This is a genomic window from Piscinibacterium candidicorallinum (genome assembly GCF_047549485.1).
In the GTDB taxonomy this organism is placed as follows: Bacteria; Pseudomonadota; Gammaproteobacteria; order Burkholderiales; family Burkholderiaceae_C; genus Piscinibacterium; species Piscinibacterium candidicorallinum.
Genome location: NZ_CP180191.1, coordinates 2,871,407 through 2,893,078, shown reverse-complemented (window position 1 = coordinate 2,893,078; position 21,672 = coordinate 2,871,407). Strand labels below are relative to the sequence as shown.

The 21,672-nt window shown below is 64.3% G+C and carries 15 protein-coding genes and 4 tRNA genes; 16 read left to right on the top strand and 3 right to left on the bottom strand.

Annotated elements, in window-relative coordinates:
- The first annotated feature begins 9 nt into the window (after positions 1–9).
- Both ACMDW7_RS13180 and dnaQ read left to right on the top strand, forming a co-directional pair.
- Entirely contained in the window at positions 10–3,144 is a 3,135-nt protein-coding gene (locus ACMDW7_RS13180; protein ID WP_377303928.1) for an efflux RND transporter permease subunit, read from the top strand.
- Positions 3,145–3,149: 5 nt separating this feature from the next.
- Positions 3,150–3,869 carry a DNA polymerase III subunit epsilon gene (dnaQ, locus tag ACMDW7_RS13175; protein ID WP_377303929.1) on the top strand — a complete coding sequence of 240 codons (720 nt, stop codon included), beginning with the start codon at positions 3,150–3,152 and terminating at the stop codon, positions 3,867–3,869.
- A 247-nt stretch (positions 3,870–4,116) separates the two neighbouring features.
- On the opposite strand, the gene ACMDW7_RS13170 is transcribed toward dnaQ, so the two are convergent.
- Positions 4,117–8,397 (bottom strand): translocation/assembly module TamB domain-containing protein, encoded by a 4,281-nt coding sequence (locus ACMDW7_RS13170; protein ID WP_377303931.1) that lies wholly within the window; start codon positions 8,395–8,397, stop codon positions 4,117–4,119.
- 1 nt (position 8,398) lies between these two features.
- On the bottom strand, positions 8,399–10,246 hold the full coding sequence (locus ACMDW7_RS13165) for an autotransporter assembly complex protein TamA (RefSeq protein ID WP_377303933.1): 1,848 nt from the start codon (positions 10,244–10,246) through the stop codon (positions 8,399–8,401).
- 74 nt (positions 10,247–10,320) lie between these two features.
- Here ACMDW7_RS13165 and ACMDW7_RS13160 point away from each other — a divergent pair.
- The 14 genes from ACMDW7_RS13160 (at position 10,321) to ACMDW7_RS13095 (ending at position 20,548) form a co-directional block, all read left to right on the top strand.
- Positions 10,321–10,395, top strand: a tRNA-Val gene (locus ACMDW7_RS13160).
- Positions 10,396–10,456: 61 nt separating this feature from the next.
- Entirely contained in the window at positions 10,457–11,887 is a 1,431-nt protein-coding gene (gene gltX, locus ACMDW7_RS13155) for a glutamate--tRNA ligase (RefSeq protein ID WP_377303935.1), read from the top strand.
- Between the two features lie 90 nt (positions 11,888–11,977).
- Positions 11,978–12,053, top strand: a tRNA-Ala gene (locus tag ACMDW7_RS13150).
- A gap of 34 nt (positions 12,054–12,087) precedes the next feature.
- A tRNA-Glu gene (locus tag ACMDW7_RS13145) sits at positions 12,088–12,163 on the top strand.
- A 10-nt stretch (positions 12,164–12,173) separates the two neighbouring features.
- Positions 12,174–12,250: transfer RNA gene (locus ACMDW7_RS13140), tRNA-Asp, on the top strand.
- 314 nt (positions 12,251–12,564) lie between these two features.
- A complete protein-coding gene (locus ACMDW7_RS13135; protein ID WP_414859562.1) occupies positions 12,565–14,679 on the top strand; it encodes a heavy metal translocating P-type ATPase in 2,115 nt (704 codons plus the stop codon).
- A gap of 2 nt (positions 14,680–14,681) precedes the next feature.
- On the top strand, positions 14,682–14,870 hold the full coding sequence (gene ccoS / locus ACMDW7_RS13130) for a cbb3-type cytochrome oxidase assembly protein CcoS (protein ID WP_377303939.1): 189 nt from the start codon (positions 14,682–14,684) through the stop codon (positions 14,868–14,870).
- Positions 14,871–14,997: 127 nt separating this feature from the next.
- Positions 14,998–16,416, top strand: a complete 1,419-nt coding sequence (gene ccoN, locus ACMDW7_RS13125; RefSeq protein WP_377304281.1) for a cytochrome-c oxidase, cbb3-type subunit I — start codon at positions 14,998–15,000, stop codon at positions 16,414–16,416.
- A 14-nt stretch (positions 16,417–16,430) separates the two neighbouring features.
- Complete coding sequence (gene ccoO / locus ACMDW7_RS13120; protein WP_377303941.1) at positions 16,431–17,039, top strand: cytochrome-c oxidase, cbb3-type subunit II; 609 nt, start codon at positions 16,431–16,433, stop codon at positions 17,037–17,039.
- A gap of 9 nt (positions 17,040–17,048) precedes the next feature.
- A complete protein-coding gene (locus ACMDW7_RS13115) occupies positions 17,049–17,249 on the top strand; it encodes a cbb3-type cytochrome oxidase subunit 3 (RefSeq protein WP_377303943.1) in 201 nt (66 codons plus the stop codon).
- Positions 17,246–18,175, top strand: a complete 930-nt coding sequence (gene ccoP, locus ACMDW7_RS13110; protein WP_377303945.1) for a cytochrome-c oxidase, cbb3-type subunit III — start codon at positions 17,246–17,248, stop codon at positions 18,173–18,175. The genes ACMDW7_RS13115 and ccoP overlap by 4 nt, the downstream gene beginning before the upstream one ends.
- Positions 18,175–19,653, top strand: coding sequence for a cytochrome c oxidase accessory protein CcoG (gene ccoG / locus ACMDW7_RS13105; protein WP_377303947.1), 1,479 nt, complete (start codon positions 18,175–18,177; stop codon positions 19,651–19,653). Before ccoP ends, ccoG begins: the two co-directional genes overlap by 1 nt.
- Positions 19,654–19,689: 36 nt before the next feature.
- Entirely contained in the window at positions 19,690–20,238 is a 549-nt protein-coding gene (locus ACMDW7_RS13100) for a FixH family protein (protein WP_414859561.1), read from the top strand.
- A gap of 7 nt (positions 20,239–20,245) precedes the next feature.
- A complete protein-coding gene (locus ACMDW7_RS13095) occupies positions 20,246–20,548 on the top strand; it encodes a hypothetical protein (protein ID WP_377303951.1) in 303 nt (100 codons plus the stop codon).
- A gap of 103 nt (positions 20,549–20,651) precedes the next feature.
- Here the strand turns inward: ACMDW7_RS13095 and fnr are convergent, their stop codons facing one another.
- On the bottom strand, positions 20,652–21,458 hold the full coding sequence (fnr, locus tag ACMDW7_RS13090; RefSeq protein WP_377303953.1) for a fumarate/nitrate reduction transcriptional regulator Fnr: 807 nt from the start codon (positions 21,456–21,458) through the stop codon (positions 20,652–20,654).
- Positions 21,459–21,672 lie beyond the last annotated feature (214 nt).

Below are 21,672 nucleotides of genomic sequence, written 5' to 3'. Positions count from 1 at the left end.
CGGCCTGCCATGCGTCTGTCAGAAATCTGCATCCGGAGGCCGGTATTTGCGACCGTGCTGTCGCTCTTGATCGTGCTGATCGGCGCGGTCTCGTACCAGCGTCTTGCGGTGCGCGAGTATCCGAAGATTGATGAACCTGTCGTCACCGTGGAAACGCGCTACCGCGGTGCCAGCGCCGAGATCATCGAGAGCCAGGTCACCAAGCCGCTGGAAGATTCGATTGCCGGCATCGAGGGCGTGGACGTACTCACCTCGATCTCGCGCAGCGAGCAGAGCCAGATCACCGTGCGCTTCAAGCTCAGCCGCGACGCCGACGGCGCCGCCGCCGATGTGCGTGATCGCGTGGCGCGTGTGCGCCAGCGCCTGCCCGCCGATGTCGACGAACCGGTGATCGCCAAGGTTGAAGCCGATGCCAACCCGATCATCTGGCTCGCGTTCACGAGCGACCGCCACTCCATGCTGGAGATCAGCGACTACGCCAACCGGATCGTCAAACCGCGTCTGCAGACGCTGACGGGCGTGGCCAACGTGTTCATCCCCGGCGAGCGGCGCTACGCCATGCGCATCGACCTGGATCGCGACAAGCTCGCCGCCCAGGGCCTCACACCGCAGGATGTGGAAGATGCCCTGCGCCGCCAGAACGTGGAGATCCCCGCAGGGCGCATTGAATCCAGCCAGCGCGAGTTCAATGTGGTCTCCCAGACCGACCTGAGCACGGCTGATGAATTCCGCGAAGTCGTGATCCGCAGTGTGAACGGCATCAACATCCGCATCGGCGACGTGGCCGACGTGAGGCTCGGGCCGGCCTCGGAACGCAATGTGGTGCGCTTCAACCGCGAGACGGCGCTGGGCATGGGCCTGATCCGCCAAGCCACGGCCAACCCGATCGACATTGCCAAGGCCCTGCGCGCTGAGCTGCCCAATATCGAGGCGGGTCTGCCCACGGGCATGCGCGTGAATGTGGCCAATGACCAGACCGTGTTCATCAGCGCGGCCATCCAGAACGTCTACAAGACCATCATCGAAGCCGTGCTGCTGGTGGCTGCGGTGATCTTCTTCTTCCTGCGCAGCTGGCGTGCCGCACTGATCCCGATCGTCACGATCCCGGTATCCCTGATCGGCGCCTGTGCGCTGATGCTCGCCCTGGGTTTCTCGATCAACGTCCTGACCTTGCTGGCCCTGGTGCTCGCTATCGGTCTGGTCGTCGACGACGCCATCGTGGTACTGGAGAACATCTACCGCCATATCGAAGACGGCATGGAGCCGATTGCCGCGGCCATCAAGGGCATGAAGGAAATCAGCTTTGCGGTGGTGGCCATGACGCTCACCCTGGCGGCGGTGTTCGTGCCGCTGGTGTTTGCGCCAGGTCGCACGGGGCGGCTGTTCGTGGAGTTTGCCCTGGCACTCTCGGGTGCAGTGATTGTCTCGGGGTTCGTGGCGCTCACGCTGTCGCCCATGATGAGCTCGCGCCTGCTGCGTAAGGACGTCAAGCACGGTGCGATCTACAACGGCATCGAGCGCCTGCTCAATGCCGTTAGCTCGGGATATACGAGCTCACTGCGTTGGACACTCGCTCATCGCTGGGTGGTGCTGGCTGGTATGGCTGCAGTCGCAGCGGTTTGCGCTGCGCTGGTCATGACACTCAAGGAGGAGCTGTCGCCCACCGAGGATCGCGGCACGGTGGTCACCGTGTTCTCTTCGCCGGAGGGGGCATCGATCGACTACACCGCGCGCTATGCCCAACGCATCGAGGACATCGCCGCCCGATATCCTGAGGTCGATCGCCTGTTCGTGATCGCCGGCAACCCCACGGTGACCCAGGGCATCGGCTTTCTGCGCATGAAGGACTGGGACGAGCGGCAGCGCAGTGCCATGGACCTGCAGCGCGAGCTCTTCCCGCAGCTGGCGCAGATCCCGGGTGTGACGGCCTTTGCCAGCGTGCCGGCCTCGCTGGGCGCGAACCTGCGCGACCGCCCGGTCAATGTGGTCATCACCTCGGGTGACAGCTACCAGGACATGAACCGCGTGGTGCAGGGTCTGATCCAGGAGCTGCAGAAGAACCCGCGCCTGCAGCAGATCGATACCGATCTGCGTCTGAACCGGCCGGAATTGCGTGTGGCGATCGACCGCGACCGCGCAGCAGACGCCGGCGTGCAGATCGACACCGTCGGCCGGACCATGGAAACCATGCTCGGCGGCCGGCCGGTCACGCGCTTCAAGATGAACGGCGAGCAGTACGACGTGATCGTTCAGGTCAAGCAGGACCTGCGCAACACGGCCGACGACATCAACAACATCTTCGTTCGCGCGCGCGACGGCCGCATGCTGCCGCTGTCCTCGCTCGTGAACGTGAACGATTCGCTCGCCCCGCGCGATCTGAACCACTTTGGCCAGCGCCGCTCGATTTCGATTACCGCGAGTTTGGCGCCGGGCTACTCCCAGGGAGAAGCCATCCAGTACGTGCTCGACGTGGCCGCCAAGCAGCTGGCCGACAAACCGGGCTACGGCACCGACCTGAACGGCTCCGCGCGCGAGTTCCGGGAGAGCGGCCAGGCATTCGCCTTCGTCATCGTTCTGGCTGGCGTCTTCATCTATCTGGTGCTTGCGGCGCAGTTCGAGAGCTTCCGCGATCCCTTCATCATCATGCTGACCGTACCACTCGGCATGTTGGGTGCGCTTGGCGCGCTGATGGTTACGGGCGGGTCACTAAATGTCTATTCGAAGATCGGTCTGGTGGCGCTGATCGGCTTGATCACCAAGAACGGCATCCTGCTGGTGGAGTTTGCCAACCAGCTGCAGGAGCAGGGCAGGGCGCTGCGTGATGCGGTGCTGGAAAGCGCGGAGCTGCGTCTGCGGCCGATCCTGATGACCTCGCTGGCCACCGTGTTCGGCGCCATTCCGCTGGCCATCGGTACCGGTGCTGGCGCGGAGAGCCGCCAGCAGATCGGCTGGGTGATCGTCGGTGGCATGAGCCTGGGTACGCTGCTCACCCTGTACGTGATCCCGGTGATCTACAGCGCGCTGGCCACCAAGGTGAAGCCAGGCGAGCATCAGCTTGATCGCGACGTCTCGGATCGTGAAGGCGATTCCGACGGACCGGATGCCTCTGCGCCAGTTGCAAGTTCGAATCAAGCCGCAGAGTGAGTCGAATGCAAGACAGACAAGTCATCCTCGACACCGAAACCACGGGCCTGAACGCCGGCAGTGGCGACCGCATCATCGAAATCGGCTGTGTGGAACTGGTGAACCGCCGCGTGACGGGGCGGACTTACCACACGTACCTGAACCCGGAGCGCGAGATCCATCCGGACGCCACGGCGGTGCATGGGTTCACGCTCGAGGATCTGCTGGACAAGCCGAAGTTTGCGCAGGTGGTGGAGGAGTTCCATGCCTTTGTGGCCGGTGCCGAGCTCGTCATCCACAACGCGGCCTTTGACATCGGTTTTCTTGAGGCGGAGTACAAGCTGCTGGGCAAGCCCGGCTTCATGAGCGAGACCGGCTGCACGCGGCTGGACACCCTCACGCTCGCCAAGGAACTGCATCCGGGCAAGCGCAACAACCTGGACACGCTCTGCGAGCGTTACGGCATCCCCAACACCCACCGCACCCTGCACGGTGCCCTGCTGGATGCGCGCCTGCTGGCCGATGTCTATCTGGCGATGACCCGCGGCCAGGATGCCCTGGAGATCGGCGTGGAGACGGCCAGCGCCGCGGGTGGTCAGGCCGTGGATCTGCGCGGCCTCGCGCTGGCTGCCTGGACCCCGCCAGCCGAAGACCTCGCCGCCCACGAGCGCTATCTGGACGGGCTCGACAAGGAAGTGAAAGGCGCCTGCGTCTGGCGCGCCGAGCCTGCCGCACCGGCGGCCTGAGCCACGGCCAGTCCGGGTCTGCAGCCGGCGCAACGACAAAGGCGCGATCGCCCAGTTTTTGGTTCATCTCTGGCGTGAGATGCACGCCTCATTCGAGACCCGCAAAACACCCGAAGATCCGCTTGCCACATGCGGAAAGCGGCCAAAACATATTTTCAATTCTTGATTGAAAATGAACGTTACTGGACTGTATCTATCAACGCGTGATTGAAAGCGGTGGTGCGTTCATCGTGCCCGCATCGGCGCACTATTGCCAGCGAAGCACCCAGATGAGATCGATTGCATTCTCCTGACCGGAGCGGGCCCGCACGGTGAAGCGCTGGGCAATGCGGTAGACGATCTGCCAGGTGCCTAGCGCAGCATTGACGCTGCGTTCATAGCCCACGTACCAGCGCCGGCTGAGCTGCTTGCCCACGGTGACGATGGCTTCTCGCGAATCCCCGGTCGCCCCGCGCACGCTCAGCTCGTCGAGCCCGACAAAGTTCGCCAGCGATCCCATCTCGCCCACGCCACCCTGCGCGGCCACCAGGGCCATGACTGCGCGCTGCAGCAGCGCCATGTCCGTGCTCTCCAGACCGTCGCTGCCTCGGCCAAGGATCAGCCAGGAGAGCTTGTCCGTCTCCGGCATTTCCGGATCGCTGAACAGGCGGACACGCGGATTCTGCGCGGTGCCGGTCACGGTCACACCGACCTTCACATCCAGGTCCGGCCGGAGCGCGCGGATGTCCAGGCGCGGGTTGTCCAGCGGGCCGACGAAGCTGATGGCCCCGCGATCGATCTCCAGCTTCTGGCCATAGGCGGCATAGCGGCCATCCACGGCGCTGACCACACCGGTGGCGCGCAGCGGCCCCTGCTGGGCGCTGAGGTTCAGCACGCCGGCCAGGCGGGTGTCCACCCCGTAGCCGCGCACCCGCAGCTGGTTGCCCAGGTTCAGCTCCACGGCCACGGTGGCGCGGATCGGCTCGCGCCGTTGCAGCACGCGGCCGGCCACCGCGTCGCGTTCGGCCTCGGCCTCCGCTCGTGCGGCACGTGCTGCAGCCTCGGCTTGCGGCCGACGCACCACCACGTCGTCGGGCAGCGTCGGCGCGTCGCCCTTGCTCACATCGAACAGCGCCTCATCGACGGCCAGCTTGCCGTCTACCTTGAGTTCGCGCCGGAAGAAAAAGACCTCCAGCGCGCCACTCATGGCGAGCTTGCGATCCACTCGGTTCAGCACCCGCAGGCGCTGCGCCGTTATGCGGCCGGCCGCCACTGGCTGCAGCGAGAGGTTCGCGCTGCCGCTGGCCTGCACGGTGCCGCCGTCCACCTTGGCGTCTGCCGGGTCACCGCCACGCGCCTCGAAGGACTCCAGCCGCACGGCGGCCCCCTCGAGCACGATGCGCGCCCGGCCGTCACTCAGATTGATGCCTTCCAGCAGATTGCGCACGCGCAGGCCTGTGCCGTCGATGCTGCCACTGAGCTGCGGGTTGTTCAGCGCGCCGCCCAGGCCGATCACGCCGCGCAGCTCGCCACCCACGCGCCAGCCCGGCGGCAGGAAGGAGCCCCAGACACCCATGTCGGCCACCTGCGCGCGCAACTCGCCAGACAGGCCGGCGTCCTTGGGCGGCACCAAGGCGGCCGGATCGCTGCTCAGGCCTACCTGCCCCGCGAGCTGGCCGGTGCGCGTGCCCATCACCTCGGGGCGCAGCGTCCACTGGCCATCTCGCGCTTCGGCATCCAGGCGCAGTGTGGTCAGGCCCAGCGCAGCCGATTCGCCGCTGTCCGGATCGATGACACGCAGATCGCCATCCACGCGCTCGAGCCGCGCCTGCATGCGCAGGGTCTTGTCCAGCGCGAGCCGCAGCTCGCCGCGCACGCGCAGGTCACCCGCCCAGCCGAAGTCCGGCTGCAGGGCGCGCAGCAGCGGCACCAGTGCCAGAGGCTCGAGCTGCGCATCGGTCTGGATGCGCTGCGGTGCCGAGCCGGCCGCCGCCTCCCAGCTCAGCTGATCCCAGCGCAGCGGTGCGCCGAGTGCCAGCAGCCGGCCGGGCAGGGCACGCAGACTCCACGGCCGCTCCGCCGGGCTGCGGCCGCGCTGCAGCTCGAGCTGCAGCTCCTGCGCCGCGAGTAGGGCGGCGGCGGGTGCAGGGCGATCGCGCACGCTGAGCTCACTGAGCGTGAGCTGCCAGCGCCTTGCGTCCTGGATGCGGTCCTTGCCGGATTCCGCGCTCAAGCGGCCAGCCAGGGAGGTTGCCGCGGTGACTTCATGCTTGCCATCGACGCGGGCCTGCGCCCGCAACTGGCCGCTGTGCTGCGCGGCCGTGCCAGTGAGCTGCACATCGGCCGAGCGCAGGGTGTCGTCACCCAGGCGAACCTCGCTGGCGGTGAGCGACACGCTCATCGGATCGTTCAGCGCCTCACTCAAGCGCCAGCGGGCCTGCGCATCGCGCATGGCCAGACCACCCGCCCGCAGGCTGCCGGCCTGCGCCTGCCCCGCCAGCTGCAGGCGACCCTGAGCGCTGACTTCGGTGCGGAACTCACCGTTGAGCTGCCCCGCGATCGTGCGCGTCCCGCCCTCGGGCAGCAGTTCACGCAGGCCGAGTGCATCCACCAGAGGTTGCAGACGCGCAAGTTCCGCTGCCCGCAGACTGCCTTCGGCCGTAAAGCCGCGCCAGTTCAGTGTCTTGCCGGAGGCCGCGCTGCTGCTCAGCGTGGCCGGCACCTGGCCGCGCACGCTGAGCTGCGTACCGGCGAGCTGAAGCTCTGCCTGTAGCGGCGTCGCGTCGGCAGCTGGCGCAAGCTTCACCTCCGCCTGCGCCGGCAGGCCGAGAAGCACGCTGTCCTTCAGGCGCAGGCTGGCCTCTCCGCGCAAGCCGGCGAGCAGTGCAGGCAGGGCGCTCGCTTCGGGCCAGTTCAGCTCGGCGCGCAGCTCACCGTTGAGCCGGGTGACTGCGTTGGCGGCAGCGCCAGACCAACCCGGCCACCAGAGCCGCGGATCGAAGCGATCAAGGTTCAGCTGCGCCTGCAGCTGTTCGCGACCGCGTTCGGCACGCGCCCAGGTACCGCTTGCTGCAAGCAGCGCGTCGCCCGCACGGGCCTCAAGGCTGCGCAGCGCGATGGTCTGTCGCGACCCCTCGGCCTGAACAGCAAGGCGCATCGGCGGGCCGCTCAGGGTGCGAAGGTTGCCCTCCAGCCGCGCTTGCACGTTGCCCCGCATCTTCTGCGGTGCGTAGGGCTGATCGAGCGTGAGATCGACGGGCCCGGTAAGCACAGCATCAGGCGCGCGGGCGTCAAGCAGCGCGGGCCGCAGACTTTGCAGCTGCGCATTGAGCTTGAGCTGCGCCGGCGCGAGCTTGCCGGAAAGATTGATCCGCCCCCCATCTCCCGCGCCATTGGCCGCTGCACTGCCCAGCCGCAGTTCGGCGCGTGTCAATTCCCAGTCCAGGCCCCCGGTGTCGCCCTGCGCATCCAATGCCAATGCACGGACAGGCAGTCCGCCGGCGTCCCAACGTGCCGGTGCGGCGTTCTGCAGATCGGCCTTGAGTTGCAGCGGCGTGGGCGCGGTCGTGCCGGATGGCGTCTGGCCATCGCTGCGTTGAGCCGCTGGCTTGAGATCGACGGCGAGGGTGCCGGTCAGTGCGGTACGCGGCAGCGCGGAGTCGATGCTGGCCAGGTTGACCGCCCGAAGCCGCGCATCCAGATGCTCCAGTGGCATGGTTGCGAAGGGTTGCACCCGCGCGTCGGCGGAGAGCGCCTGCGCACCGCCATCGAGCTGTGCCTGCATGGCGAGCTGCCGCAATGGCCCGACGGCCTGTACGCGCAGGTTCCAGCCTTGCGCAAAAGCCGGTGCGGACTCGGTGGGCCGAGCCTGGGCTGAAAGCTGAAGTGGCCGGGCAGGATCTGCCGGCTGGCTGAGCATCGCGGTGGCGCGCAGCTGATCCCACTGCAGTGCACTGAGTTCAATCTGGTGCTGCTGGTCGCGCTGCGCAACCAGCTGCGCCGCCGCTTCGACGCCGCGCAGCGGACGGGCACCCAGCGCGCCACCGGTGATCTCACCGACACGGGCCTGATCGATCCTGATCGCCAAGGGCAGGCGCAGGTCCTGCGGGGCGGCAAGCGGGGTGGCTGGTTGTGCCGCCTCGGGCAGCACGATGCGGCCGATGTCGATCGCACCGACGTGCATGGCCCAGTGATCGAGCGACCATGCCCAGTGGGCCACGCGAGCGTTCTCGATCCGCACCGCCTCCAGCGTCAGCGCGCGTGCGGGCTGCGTGGGCGTGGGCAGCCCGATGACGATGCGCGCGGCCTCGAAGCGATCGCCCAGGACGCTGCCCTGCGTCCCCTCGAAGCGCACGCCGGGAATCTGTCCAAGCAGCCAGCGCGTGCCCGCGTCCGAACTGAGCGTCGCCCAGACCGCCAGGGGCAGGCCTACGAGAGTGAAGAGCACGGCAAACGCCGCGGCGAGCAGCAGATTGCGGCCGCGGTGAGCCCGCCGTGCGGGAGCAGTGGCGGGCTCTGATTGAGCGGTCGGGTCGCTGGGTAGGCTCATCTCAGAACGCCACACCGACCGTGAGGTGCAGCCGCCACTTCTGGGTGCGCTTGCCGTAGGCCATGTCGATGTTCAGCGGGCCGACCGGGCTGCGCCAGCGCAGTCCTAGGCCGTAGCCCACCGCCGGATCGAGATCGCGCAGCGTGTTTCCGGCGTTGCCCGCATCGACGAAACCGGCAATCCAGAAGCTGCTGAGCTTTTCGGAGATCGGCCGGGCCAGCTCGGCACTGGCCGTGGCGAGATAGCGCCCGCCGGTCACGATGACCTCGTCCTTGCCGACGATCTGCTCGACACCCAGGGACTGATAGTTGTAGCCCCGCACGGACTGGTCACCGCCGGCGCGAAACAGCAGGGACTCAGGCAGGGCCACCTCGTCGCGCGCCATCACGGCACCCGCTTCGATCCGACCCGTGGCATACCACCGGTTGGTCCGGGTGCCCAGCGGGCGGTAGTAGGTCATCCGCGCGTTCATGCGCGTGAACGGGCCGTTGGGTGCAATCGTGCTGGTCGCGTAGCCGGTTGAGAGCTGTGCGGAGGTGGTCAGGCCGCGCGTGGGCAGCAAGACGCTGTCGACGTCGCGATGCACCCAGAAGTAGTTCGCCGAGTAGGCACTCGCTGTGCCTCGCTCGCTGGTGTCGCGGTTCAGCGCCGTCGCGTACAGCACTTCGCCGTAGTAGGTGCGCTCGATGCGTTCGGTGTCCCGCGTACGGCCGAGGCGTGCACTGGTGTCCACCGTCACCTGACCGCCCGCGACCAGGCGCGTGCGCTTTGCACCCACGAGCCAGCGGTAGAGATTTTCGCCCGGGTACGAATAGAAGTCGGTACTGAACTCTTGCTTGTTCTTGCCCAACTGGGCCACACCCTTGCCGGTCCAATCGGTGCCGAACACGCGGCGCGACACATGCTCGGCACCCACACGCGGGCCGGACGCATCGTCAAAACCCAGGCTCAGCGTGAGCTGCTGTGCGCTCTGTTCCTGAACCCGCACGACCACATTGAGCTGCCCGGGTGTTCCTGCTGGCTCCGTGCTGACCGAGACGCCGCCGAACTGTCCGGCCTTGATGAGGCGTTCCTGATAGTCGAGCAGCAATTTTTCGCTGTAGGTCGTGCCAGGGCCGAAGGTCTTGAGGTTGAGTACGGAGGACTCCGGGTATCGGCTCAGGCCTTCGACGCGAACGGTTCCGAAGACCATCGCTGGGCCGCTGTCGAGGTCTACCCGCAGGGCGGCACGGTGCTCCTCGGCGTTGACTTCGGCTTCGCTGCTGGCGAGTGCGGCATTCGGGTAGCGCTCGGCGCGCAGGCGTGCCAGCACGGCAGCTTTTGCACTGCTCCAGTCGGATACCCGAAACGCGCTGCCTTCGGGCAGGGGCCATGTGTTTGTCACGCGCCTCCACAGGCGTACCAGGTCCGGATCGGCCGCTTCGGGTTTGGCGAGCGCCTCGCCCAGCGCCCCGACGGCATTGATCTCGACGCGTCCGACCAGTACGCGTGGCCCCGGGCTGACCTTGATCCGCGCCGGGCGATCGGCCTCGGCACGCTGCACCTCGACCAGCGGCGCAAAGTAGCCCTCGGTTTCCAGCAGCGCTCGGACCTGCGCTGGCGCGGCGAGCAGCAGGCGGTTGAACTCCTGCTCGCCTGGCGCACCCGCCTGCAAGAGGCGTACAACGTCCAGATGGCGGTTGAGCAGGTCGCGCAGGTCTGTGGGGGCGTCGATCTCGACACTCAGCGGCGCACGCGCCGGCGCATCCTGGGCGGCTGACGCCGACGTCTGCGCCATGGAGTGCATGGGCGTGACAGCGAAAGTGGAGAGCGTGGCCGCCAGGGACGCGGCGCGCAGCCAGTGAGGCATGAAGCAGTTCGGTACGGCGCCGCGCAGGTGCTGTCGGCGGGGTGTTCGTGAGTCTGGGCTATACTAACGAAGTTGGGCGGTTAGCTCAGCGGTAGAGCACTGCCTTCACACGGCAGGGGTCAGTGGTTCGAACCCACTACCGCCCACCAGAATCTGCATCAAGACCCCGACTCGTCGGGGTCTTTTGCTTTGTGCTTCGCTGGAAGATCCATGACGCTTCGCACCCGGTTTGCCCCTTCGCCTACGGGCTACGTTCATCTCGGCAACATTCGCACCGCGTTGTTCGCCTGGGCGTTTGCACGCCATCACGGCGGCGAGTTTTTGCTGCGCATCGAAGACACCGACCAGGAGCGATCCACCCAGGCCGCGGTGGACGTCGTGCTCGAGGTCATGGACTGGTTGGGGCTGAACTATGACAACCCGGGCGACAAGCTGGTCTACCAGATGCGCCGAATGCCGCGCTACAAGGACGTGCTCGCGCAGATGCTCGCCGATGGTCGCGCCTATCACTGCTACATGCAGCCTGATGAACTCGACGCCTTGCGCGAGGCGCAGATGGCGCGTGGCGAGAAGCCGCGCTATGACGGCCGCTGGCGCCCCGAGACCGGCAAGCTGCTCCCAGAGCCGCCCACCGGTGTGAAGCCAGTGATCCGATTTCGGAATCCGACCACAGGGACGGTCAGCTGGCAGGATGGCGTGAAGGGGCAGGTCGAGATCGCCAACTCGGAGCTGGACGATCTCATCATCGCTCGTCCGGATGGCACGCCCACCTACAACTTCTGCGTGGTGGTCGATGACATCGACATGGCCATCACGCATGTCATTCGCGGCGACGATCACGTGAACAACACGCCGCGGCAGATCAACATCATGCTGGCGCTGGGGGCAACGCCACCGATCTACGCACACACTCCCACCGTCCTGGGTCCAGACGGTCAGAAGCTGTCCAAGCGGCATGGAGCGCGTAGCGTGCTTGAGTATCGCGAAGAGGGCTATCTGCCCGAAGCCATGATCAACATGCTTGCTCGCCTGGGCTGGAGTCATGGCGACGACGAAGTCTTCACGCGTGAGCAACTCGTCGAGTGGTTCGATGTGCCAGCCATTAGCGCGTCGGCTTCGCGCTTTGATCCGGAAAAGTTCGCCTGGATCAACGCGGAGCACATCAAGCGCGCGGACATCGGCCGCCTCTCTGCAGATGTGCAGTCGCGCCTGCTGCGCGACGGTGTGATTGCGGCGCCGCTGTGCGCTCAGGATTGGGCCCGTCTGATGGACGCCGTGGTGCTCTACCGCTCGAGGGTGCAGACTCTCGTGCAGCTTGCACAGGAAGTGAGCCTGTTCTGGCGTCATCCGCAGGTGTCTGACGCACTTCGAGAGCAGCATCTGGTTCCCGCACTCGGCCCTGCCTTGCGCGACTTCTGCAACCGGCTTGCCCAATGCAACTGGCAGGCCGGGGACATTGCTGCGGAAATGAAGGCCGTCTTGACGGCGCACGGCCTGAAGATGCCCCAGCTTGCGATTCCCGTCCGCGTGGCCATCACCGGGCAAACACAGACGCCAAGTGTCGATGCCGTGCTTTGGCTGATGGGCCGCGACCCTGTCCTGGCTCGATTGGAGGCCGAACTCCAGCGCATGGGAGCGTAGTCGGCTTGCGAAGCCTGCTCGGAGATGCTATAGTTTTTGTCTTGCTTGAGTTGCTCTCGTTGGCAGCAATAGTTCGCGGTAGCGCAACACGGGGGTATAGCTCAGCTGGGAGAGCGCTTGCATGGCATGCAAGAGGTCAGCGGTTCGATCCCGCTTACCTCCACCAGCAACTCGGCAAGCGAGTAGTAGAAGAGTGCCTCGTCCCCATCGTCTAGAGGCCTAGGACACCGCCCTTTCACGGCGATAACCGGGGTTCGAATCCCCGTGGGGACGCCAGTTACCGCGCGGAGCGGTAGTTCAGTTGGTTAGAATACCGGCCTGTCACGCCGGGGGTCGCGGGTTCGAGCCCCGTCCGCTCCGCCAAGATCAAAGCCCTGCAACAGCAGGGCTTTTTCTTTTCTGCGTGGTCAGATCCTGAGCACTCCAGCATGCTGCGGCGTAGTGCCGCGAGCCCGCTGGGGCCTTATTGACGCGCATCAAGTGCCTAGCCCTTGCGTGGCCCTAGCCTGCTCCGAATGAAAATGGAGTCCGTGGGCCTAACTGCTGCCGTGCCGGACGTCGCGCTGAAAGGCGTGACCCCCGGGACAAGCAGGTCGACGTCCGGATCGGAGCATAGGGATGCGCCGCTCCGGGAACTCGCCTTGGTGATTGACGGGGTCGTTTGCGGTGCCTGTACCGTGGCCATCGGCGATCTCCTGCGGCCCCAGCCGGGCGTCCGCAGCGTGCAGATCAATGCACTGACGCGCCAGGCCCTGATCGAGTTCGAACCGGCACGCATCAGTGCGGCTCGAATTTCCGAGTTGATCGCAACTCTCGGGTACTCGCCGCGAGCATCCGATGCCCCTAGCCAGGAGCAAGCCCGCCGCACCATCCGGAAGGCCTTGCTCTGGCGCACTGGAATCGCCTGGTTGGCCATGATGCAGATCATGATGTATGCATGGCCTGCATACCAGACTGCGCCCGGAGAACTGCTTCCTGACCATGCTTTCCTGCTGCGATGGGCGCAGTGGATTCTGAGTCTGCCAGTCATTCTCGTAGCGGCTTCGCCAATCCTCGGAGCGGCATGGAGCGGTCTTCGCAGCCGCACCATCAACATGGATGTCACCGTCAGCGCAGCGATCGTGCTGACCTTTGTGGCGAGCACACATGCAACCTTCAGTGGCAAGGGCGAGGTGTGGTTCGACAGTCTTGCGATGTTTGTTGCGCTGGTTCTGACGGTGCGCTATCTGCTCCTGCGCGGACAGCATGCGCTGGAGTCACGCGTCGAGCGCCTGTCGAGCGTGGTTGCAGGTCACGCCAAACGGATTGTGATGGACGTGACCGGCGCAGAACGCATCGAGTCAGTCGATACGGAGGCCTTGCGCGAGGGCGACCTTGTTCTGGTCAGTGCCGGTGCAGTCGTTCCCGGCGACGGTCGCATTGAGGAGGGTCATTCGGCGTTGAACGAGTCGATCCTGACCGGCGAATCGATGCCGGTCGCTCGGAAGTCGGGCGACCGCGTGCATGCAGGCACGGTGAACTTGTCGGCTCAGATCCGAGTTCGCGTCGATGCGCTTGGTGCCTCGACGCGTGCCGCCGAGATTGCGACGCTCATGAGGCGTGTGTCTGCGGCACGTTTCACTGCGATCGACCGCGCTGATCGTTGGGCGCCGTACTTTCTTGCCGGGGTGCTGCTGTGCGCCGCACTCGGGATGCTGTACTGGTGGCCACATGACACGGATCGTGCGCTGAGTGTCGCGATTGCTGTACTCATGGTGACTTGCCCTTGTGCGCTGTCGCTTGCGACGCCAGCTGCCATGCTCGCGGCTGTGGGTCGCCTCGCGCGGCTGGGCGTCTACCTGCGCAAGCCTGCAGCCCTGTTGCAGCTCGCAAGGGTCTCACATGTGGTGTTCGACAAGACGGGCACACTCAGCGCAGATGCGCTCCGCGTAGAGCGAGTGTTCGTTGCCCCGGCGAGCACTCTGAGCTCTTCTGAGGCGCTGCAGATCGCCACAGCCCTCGAAGGGCAGGGGTTCCATCCCATCGCGTCCGCGCTCAGACAGCGTTCCGAAGTACAGGGTGACTTGCCCCGAGCGAGCGAGCAGCGGGAGATCCCTGGAGTTGGTGTCGAAGGCACGGTTGCCGGCCGCCGCTATCAATTTGGCAAGCCGGCAGGGGGCTCCATTCTTCCGGGCGGCGGTGTGCACTGCGAGCTTCGGGACGAACAAGGGCGCGTCGCATTGATTGAGTTCAGCGAGCGGATTCGTAGCGAGGCGCTGGAGACGGTAAGAGCCTTGAATCGCGAGGGGCTAGCTGTGTCCGTGCTCAGCGGTGACAGTCCGGACCAGACGAAGCGGCTAGCGCGCGAGCTCGGCGTCGATGGCGTGCACGGTGGCTTGAGCGCGGAGGGCAAGCTGGCCGAACTCCGGTCCTTGCAGCATGGTGGCCGGGTGGTGCTCGCTGTAGGAGATGGCCTGAATGACGGGCCCCTGCTCGCAGGCGCCGATGTGTCCGCCGCCTTGGTGACCGGCGCGCCCGCCACGCAGGCTGCAGCGGACTTGGTCATCTTGGGCGAGCGACTGTCGAGCATCGCTTTGCTTCGCAAAACTGCCCAAACCACCATCAGAATCATTCACCAGAATCTTGTCTGGGCGCTTGGGTACAACGTGGTCTGCGTTCCTTTAGCTGTATGGGGCTGGATCAGCCCGGGATGGGCAAGTGTTGGCATGGCTGCCAGCTCGTTGCTGGTGCTCGCCAACGCTTGGCGGATTTCGCGTATCCCGGTTGAGTCCAAGGCCGTCGCGGAGCCCTGAGCATGGAGATCCTCTATCTGCTCATTCCTATGTCGGTTGCGCTGGTCTTCGGTGTTGCCGCGTTGTTGGTCTGGGCTGTTGAAGGCGAACAGTTCGATGACCTGGAGACTGTGGGCGCGCAACTGCTTGATCTGAGTTGCTCCGCAGGGGCCGCAACTGACGCGTGCGAACAAAGGTCGCAGGTCAAGTAAACACCTTCGGCTTCGACCCTCGTCGGAGTTGACTTCAGTCAACGCAATCGAGCGCGACATCACGAAGAATGCCCCCACACACTGGGAGCAGACCTTGAACACAGTCCAACCAACCGCGGCTCCGCACATGGGGTCAGGGGTCTACAACGACAAAGTCGTCATGCAGTTCGCCGTGATGACGATCGTCTGGGGCTTGGTGGGCATGCTGGTGGGCGTCGTGATCGCCGCACAGCTCGCCTGGCCGCAGCTCAACTTTGACACTCCGTGGCTGACCTACGGTCGCCTGCGGCCGCTGCATACGAACGCAGTGATCTTCGCATTCGGTGGTTGTGCCTTGTTTGCGACGAGCTACTACGTCGTCCAGCGTACGTGCCATGTGCGCCTATTTTCTGACAAGCTCGCAGCGTTCACGTTCTGGGGTTGGCAGGCCATCATCGTCGCTGCAGCAGTGTCCCTGCCGCTGGGCTACACGTCCGGCAAGGAGTACGCGGAGCTGGAGTGGCCGATCGACATTGCGATCACGCTGGTGTGGGTGGCGTATGCGGTGAACTTCTTCGGCACATTGGCGGTGCGCAAGGTCAAGCACATCTATGTCGCCAACTGGTTCTTCGGTGCATTCATCCTGACGGTCGCGCTGCTGCATGTCGTGAACAGCGCGGCACTCCCCGCTGGTCCGATGAAGTCCTACTCGGCTTACGCGGGCGTGCAGGACGCGATGGTCCAGTGGTGGTACGGCCACAACGCCGTGGGCTTCTTCCTTACTGCGGGCTTCCTGGGGATCATGTACTACTTCATCCCCAAGCAAGCCAACCAGCCTGTGTATTCATATCGGCTGTCGATCGTGCACTTCTGGGCACTGATCTTCACCTACATGTGGGCTGGCCCGCATCATCTCCACTACACGGCGCTGCCTGACTGGACCCAGTCGCTGGGCATGGTGTTCTCGCTGATCCTGCTCGCACCTAGCTGGGGCGGGATGATCAACGGCATCATGACGCTGTCCGGGGCCTGGCACAAGCTGCGTGACGATCCCGTGCTGCGCTTCCTGATCGTCTCGGTGTCCTTCTATGGCATGAGCACGTTTGAAGGTCCGATGATGTCCATCAAGACCGTGAACGCGCTGTCGCACTACACAGACTGGACGGTGGGCCACGTGCACTCGGGCGCTCTGGGCTGGGTGGGCATGGTGTCGATGGGCGCCATGTATTACCTGATCCCGCGCATGGTCGGCCGCACGGAAATGGCCAGCAAGGATCTCATCAGCCTGCACTTCTGGACCGCGACGATCGGCATCGTGCTCTACATCGCCGCGATGTGGATCGCCGGGGTGATGCAGGGACTGATGTGGCGCGCCGTGAATGAAGATGGCACATTGACCTACACCTTCGTCGAGAGTGTGAAGGCCACCTTCCCCTTCTATGTCGTGCGCCTGCTCGGTGGCGTGCTCTACCTCGCCGGCATGGTGCTAATGGCGGTCAATGTGTGGATGACGATCAGCGGCCGCAAGCGTGAGGTCGTTGCCATCCCTGCGCCTGCGCACGCCTGACTTCGGGGGAAATCATGAGCATGTTCAATCACGAAAAGATCGAGACCTCGAACGTCCTGCTGATCGTCCTGATCCTGTTGGTCGTGGCTATTGGCGGCCTGGTGGAGATCGTTCCGCTGTTCTACCAGCGCTCCACCACGGAGCCGGTAGCCGGCCTCAAGCCTTACACCGCACTGCAGGTGGTCGGCCGGGACATCTACATCCGCGAGGGTTGCTACAACTGCCACTCGCAGATGATTCGCCCGTTCCGCGCCGAGACGCTCCGCTATGGGCACTACTCGGTCGCCGGGGAGTTTGTCTACGACCACCCCTTCCAGTGGGGCAGCAAGCGTACAGGCCCGGATCTCGCTCGAGTCGGGGGTCGGTACAGCGATGAGTGGCACAAGATCCATCTCATCAATCCGCGCGATCTTGTTCCCGAATCCAACATGCCCGCCTACCCGTGGCTGGCACGCAATCCTGCCGATGCGGGATCGGTGGCCGCACACATGACCACACTTAGAAAGCTGGGTGCGCCGTACTCGGATGAGGAAATCAAGAAGGCCAAGGACGAAGTCGCGGGCAAGACCGAGATGGACGCATTGGTGGCCTATCTGCAGGTTCTCGGCACATCGGTGAAGTGAGGGCACATCATGGACTTCAACACCTACGCCAGCTTGTTCACGGTGCTGTGCTTCAGCCTCTTCGTTGCGCTGCTGATCTGGAACTTTCTGCCAAGCCGGCGCGAGCGACTCGATCGCTATGCACGCGCAGTGCTTGAGGACGAAAGTTCGACAAGCGCTTCTCGACCGATGCCACGAATGGCAGCAAGTACCCAGGGAGAACAACAATGAGTGACTTCGTTTCCGGCTTCTGGGGCATCGCAATTGCGCTGGCGACCGTATTGGGTATCGCCGCATGCTTCCTGCTGCTGATGTTCAGCTCACGCGTCAAGAAAATGGCTGACGACAACTCGACAGGCCACGTCTGGGACGGTGATCTCAAGGAACTGAACAACCCTTTGCCACGCTGGTGGGTCGGGCTGTTCATCATCACGCTCGTCTTTTCGATTGCCTACCTCTACTACTACCCAGGTCTTGGCATGCATGACGGCAGCCTGAAGTGGAGCCAGTCGGGTGCCTACAAGGCCGAGATGGTTGCGGCTGAGCAGCGCCTCGCACCGCTCTACGACGGCTTCCTGAAGCAGACCCCGGAGCAGCTCCAGCAGGACCCCAAGGCCATGGCTATCGCTGAGCGCTTGTTCCTGAACAACTGCGCCCAATGTCACGGTTCGGACGCCCGAGGTGCGCAGGGCTTCCCCAATCTGGCGGACGCCGACTGGCTTTGGGGCGGCAGCCCGGAAGCGGTACGTGTGACGATTGCCGATGGTCGCAAGGGACTCATGCCTCCCATGAGTGCCGCTGTCGGGACCGATCAGGACATCACGGATCTGGCCAAGTTCGTGCAGTCTTTGTCGGGCAAATCCGGTGATGAGCTGGCGATAGCCCGTGGCAAGGGCAAGTGGATGTCGGCCGGCTGCGTCGGCTGCCACGGTGCGGACGGCAAGGGCAACACGGCACTTGGTGCACCGAATCTCACGGACAACACCTGGATCTATGGCGGGTCGCTGGACAGCATCTTCTACACGATCAAGAACGGTCGGCAGAATGCGATGCCCGCGTGGGCGAGCCGCCTGAGCAAGCCGCAGATCGAAGTGCTTACCGCCTACGTGATCAAGCTCTCGGGTGGAGGCAGCCGCCAGTCTGTTGCGGCACGTTGATGAGCGAGGGATTGATCCAAGCCGCACAGCCCGCTTCGGCGGGTACAAGCAATTCACCTGCAGCCTTGGGTGGCGCTGCGCCCCCCAAGGAGCAGGTTGTCTGGCTGTACGAGGCGCGCAAGAAGATCTATCCGCGTGCCGTAAGCGGCTGGTTCGCGCGATGGCGCGTGCTGTTGATTGTGTTGACCCAGCTGGTGTTCTATGGAGCACCCTGGCTGCTGTGGAATGACCGACCAGCGCTGCTCTTTGATCTGGCGACGCGGCGCTTCTATTTGTTCGGCTACGTATTCTGGCCCCAGGACTTCATCTTTCTCACGGGGCTGCTGGTTGTTTGCGCTTACGCGCTGTTCTTCTTTACGGCAGTTGCGGGTCGTTTGTGGTGTGGCTATGCCTGCCCACAGACCGTGTACACGGAGATGTTCATGTACATCGAACGGTGGATCGAGGGCGACGCGAACGCACGCCGCAAGCTCGACGCCGCTCCCTGGAGTCTGAACAAGGTCTGGCGCAAGGCTGCGAAGCAAGGTCTCTGGATCACCTTGGCGTTGTGGACTGGGGTGAGCTTTGTGGGCTACTTCGTGCCGATTCGCGAGCTTGTTGGCTCCATCGCTTCGCTGACGATTGGGGGCTGGGCGCTCTTCTGGGTGCTGTTCTACGCCTTTGCGACCTGGGGCAACGCGGGCTTCATGCGCGAGCAGGTGTGCAAGTACATGTGCCCATACGCCCGATTCCAGAGCGCGATGCTCGACAAACACTCGCTGATCATCACCTACGACACGACGCGTGGTGAGCCACGCGGTTCGCGCGGTCGCAAGGTGGACCCGAAGCAAGCCGCCCTCGGCGACTGCATCGACTGCGGCCTCTGTGTGGCGGTCTGTCCGACAGGCATTGATATCCGCAAGGGGCTTCAGTACGAGTGCATCGGCTGTGCTGGCTGCATCGATGTTTGTGACGAAGTGATGAGCAAGATGAACTATGCGCCCGGGCTGATTCGCTACGCCACAGAGCACGCGATGACCAGCCGACGCTTTGGCGCCGAGATGTGGCGCCATGTCTTCCGAATGCGCACCCTGGTCTACGGTTCGATTCTTGTGTTGCTCGTGCTTGCTCTTGGATGGGGGCTGGCAAATCGCACCAGTTTCAAGGTCGACGTCGTGCGTGACCGAAATGCCCTGGCACGCCTCAGTGGCGACGGATCGATCGAGAACGTGTATCGCCTGCAGATCATGAACACCGCCGAGCGGCCGCGCGCCTTTCTAGTGGACGTCGCCGGCTTGCCGGGGATCGAGATCAGCAGCGAGTCGCGTTTCGACATGCTTGCCGCGCAGACCAAGTTCCATCCCGTCCGCCTGCGCTTGCCGGAGAGCAGCCTGAAGGCAGTCAGTCCGGGTTCGCACGCCATCACGTTCACGATCCGAAGCGCGGACGGTTCCGAGCAGGTGACCGAGAAGGCCGTGTTCTACGTGGCGCGCCCCTGAACCGGGGCATATCGACTACAGATGAAGGAGCAGAGCATGAATCCAGAAAGCGCAGCGCAGCGCCCCCCTTGGCGCGAGCCCTATGTGTGGATGGTGGCAGGCATCCCAGTGCTCGCGATCTGTCTCGGCGTCGTCATGCTGACCGTCGCCAAGACGGGTGCGGACTCGCTGGTCGATGACAACTATTACAAGCGCGGGGTCGAGATCAACAAGGACACCACTGCCCGCCAGCGTGCGGCTCAGCTTCGGATGGGGATCTTTGTGACTCAGCGGCCTGGCGGTGTGTGCGCACACCTGCAAGGTGAAACGCTGCCTGGCGCAAACGAGGTCCTGAGCTTGCGCTTTGCTCACATTGCGCGTCGTGAGCTCGATTACGCCCTATCCCTGACAGCAGATGCGAGCGGGCGATGCCCAGCCGGCGCGACTGACAGCGGGCTACAGTCCCGCACTTATTGGGCGCCAGCGGCCGCCATTCAGCGCGGCCAGTGGTCTGCGACCCTTGCCGCGCAGGACTGGCGCCTGTCGCGACGAGCCGGGCCAGTAGATGGCCAGGTCCTGGAGATTGATTCACTTGCCACCCGCTGATCGCATCATGAGCAGCGAGGCCTCAGACGTCGACAGCGCGCCCGATTCGTATGCACATGCAGGACCCGACGCAGCACAAGTTCGGCGGCGCGTGCTCCTAGGCGCGGTGCTCTGGCCGTCGTTCGTCGCTGCTGGTGTGCTTGAAGTGTTGACCTTCTTGATGGTGGATCCGCTGGACGTGCACTGGCTCGGGCACGATCTCGGCTTCGGCCGGACGGCCATCTATTCGCTTGTTTTCCTGATGTACTGGGCCGCGTGCGCGTTGAGTGCTCTAGGCGGCATTCTGGTCATGCGCCGGGTGCGGCTGTGAGCCTGAGGCGCTCGGCGCAAACGCCAAAAGTGAGCGACTAAATCGCTCCGCGAAAGAGAAAGCCCCGCGTGTATGGCGGGGCTTCAATGGGCGCGCCGCGTCTTCAATGCGCAGTTGCTGCCTCGGAGCTGAACAAGCTGCGTAGACCATCGGCGTCAAGAATCTTCACGTGACGCTGCTTGACCTCGATGAGGCCTTCGTCCTGGAAACGCGAAAACGTGCGACTCACGGTCTCGAGTTTGAGACCAAGGTAGCTCCCGATCTCCTCACGCGTCATGCGCAGAACCAGCTCGGTCGACGAGAAGCCCCGTGCCTTCAGGCGTTGAGTCAAATTGATCAGAAAGGCTGCCAGTCGCTCTTCAGCACGCATGGTGCCAAGCAGCATCATCACGCCGTTTTCGCGCACGATCTCGCGACTCATTACCCGGTGCAGCTGCCTCTGCAGGCCATTGACTTCGCGGCTCAGCGTCTCCAGCTGCGAGAAGGGCATTACGCACACCTCGGAGTCTTCCAGAGCAACTGCGTCAACCGTATGCCGCTCCGTGCCGATGCCATCCATGCCCAGCAGCTCTCCTGCCATCAGGAAGCCCGTGACTTGCTCGCGCCCGTCGGGGCTCGCGACCTGCGCCTTGAAGAAGCCGTAGCGGATGGCGTAGATGGCATTGAAGTCATCGCCGCTGCGATACAGCGCCTGCCCGCGCGCAATGCGACGACGCTGATTGACGACGGCCTCAACCTTGCCGAGATCCTCCCGTGACAGCCCCGTAGGCAGACACATCTCGCGCAGGTTGCAGCTTGAGCAGGCCACATGGCCCGTGCTGGATGTGTGGGATGGGCTTGCCTGGTTTGGACAGGCATCGGTGTGATCCGCCAGAACGGCGGCAGAGCTGCGTTCGCTTTGCTTGTACATAGACCCTCCTGCGTGGTCGGACGTGGCTCTTTCCGGCCGGGCTATTCAGCTCTGAGGCTGATGACCCAAATCGTCCTGACTCCAATTTACCGATCGGTCCTTACGATGCCTTGACATGAGTCAACGTCGCATCGACTGAGCAATGGCACATTGAACCGAAGTCCTTCTTCCCTCGGTCGAGCGTAGATCAGAGCAGTCTCAGGTCAACGGTTGA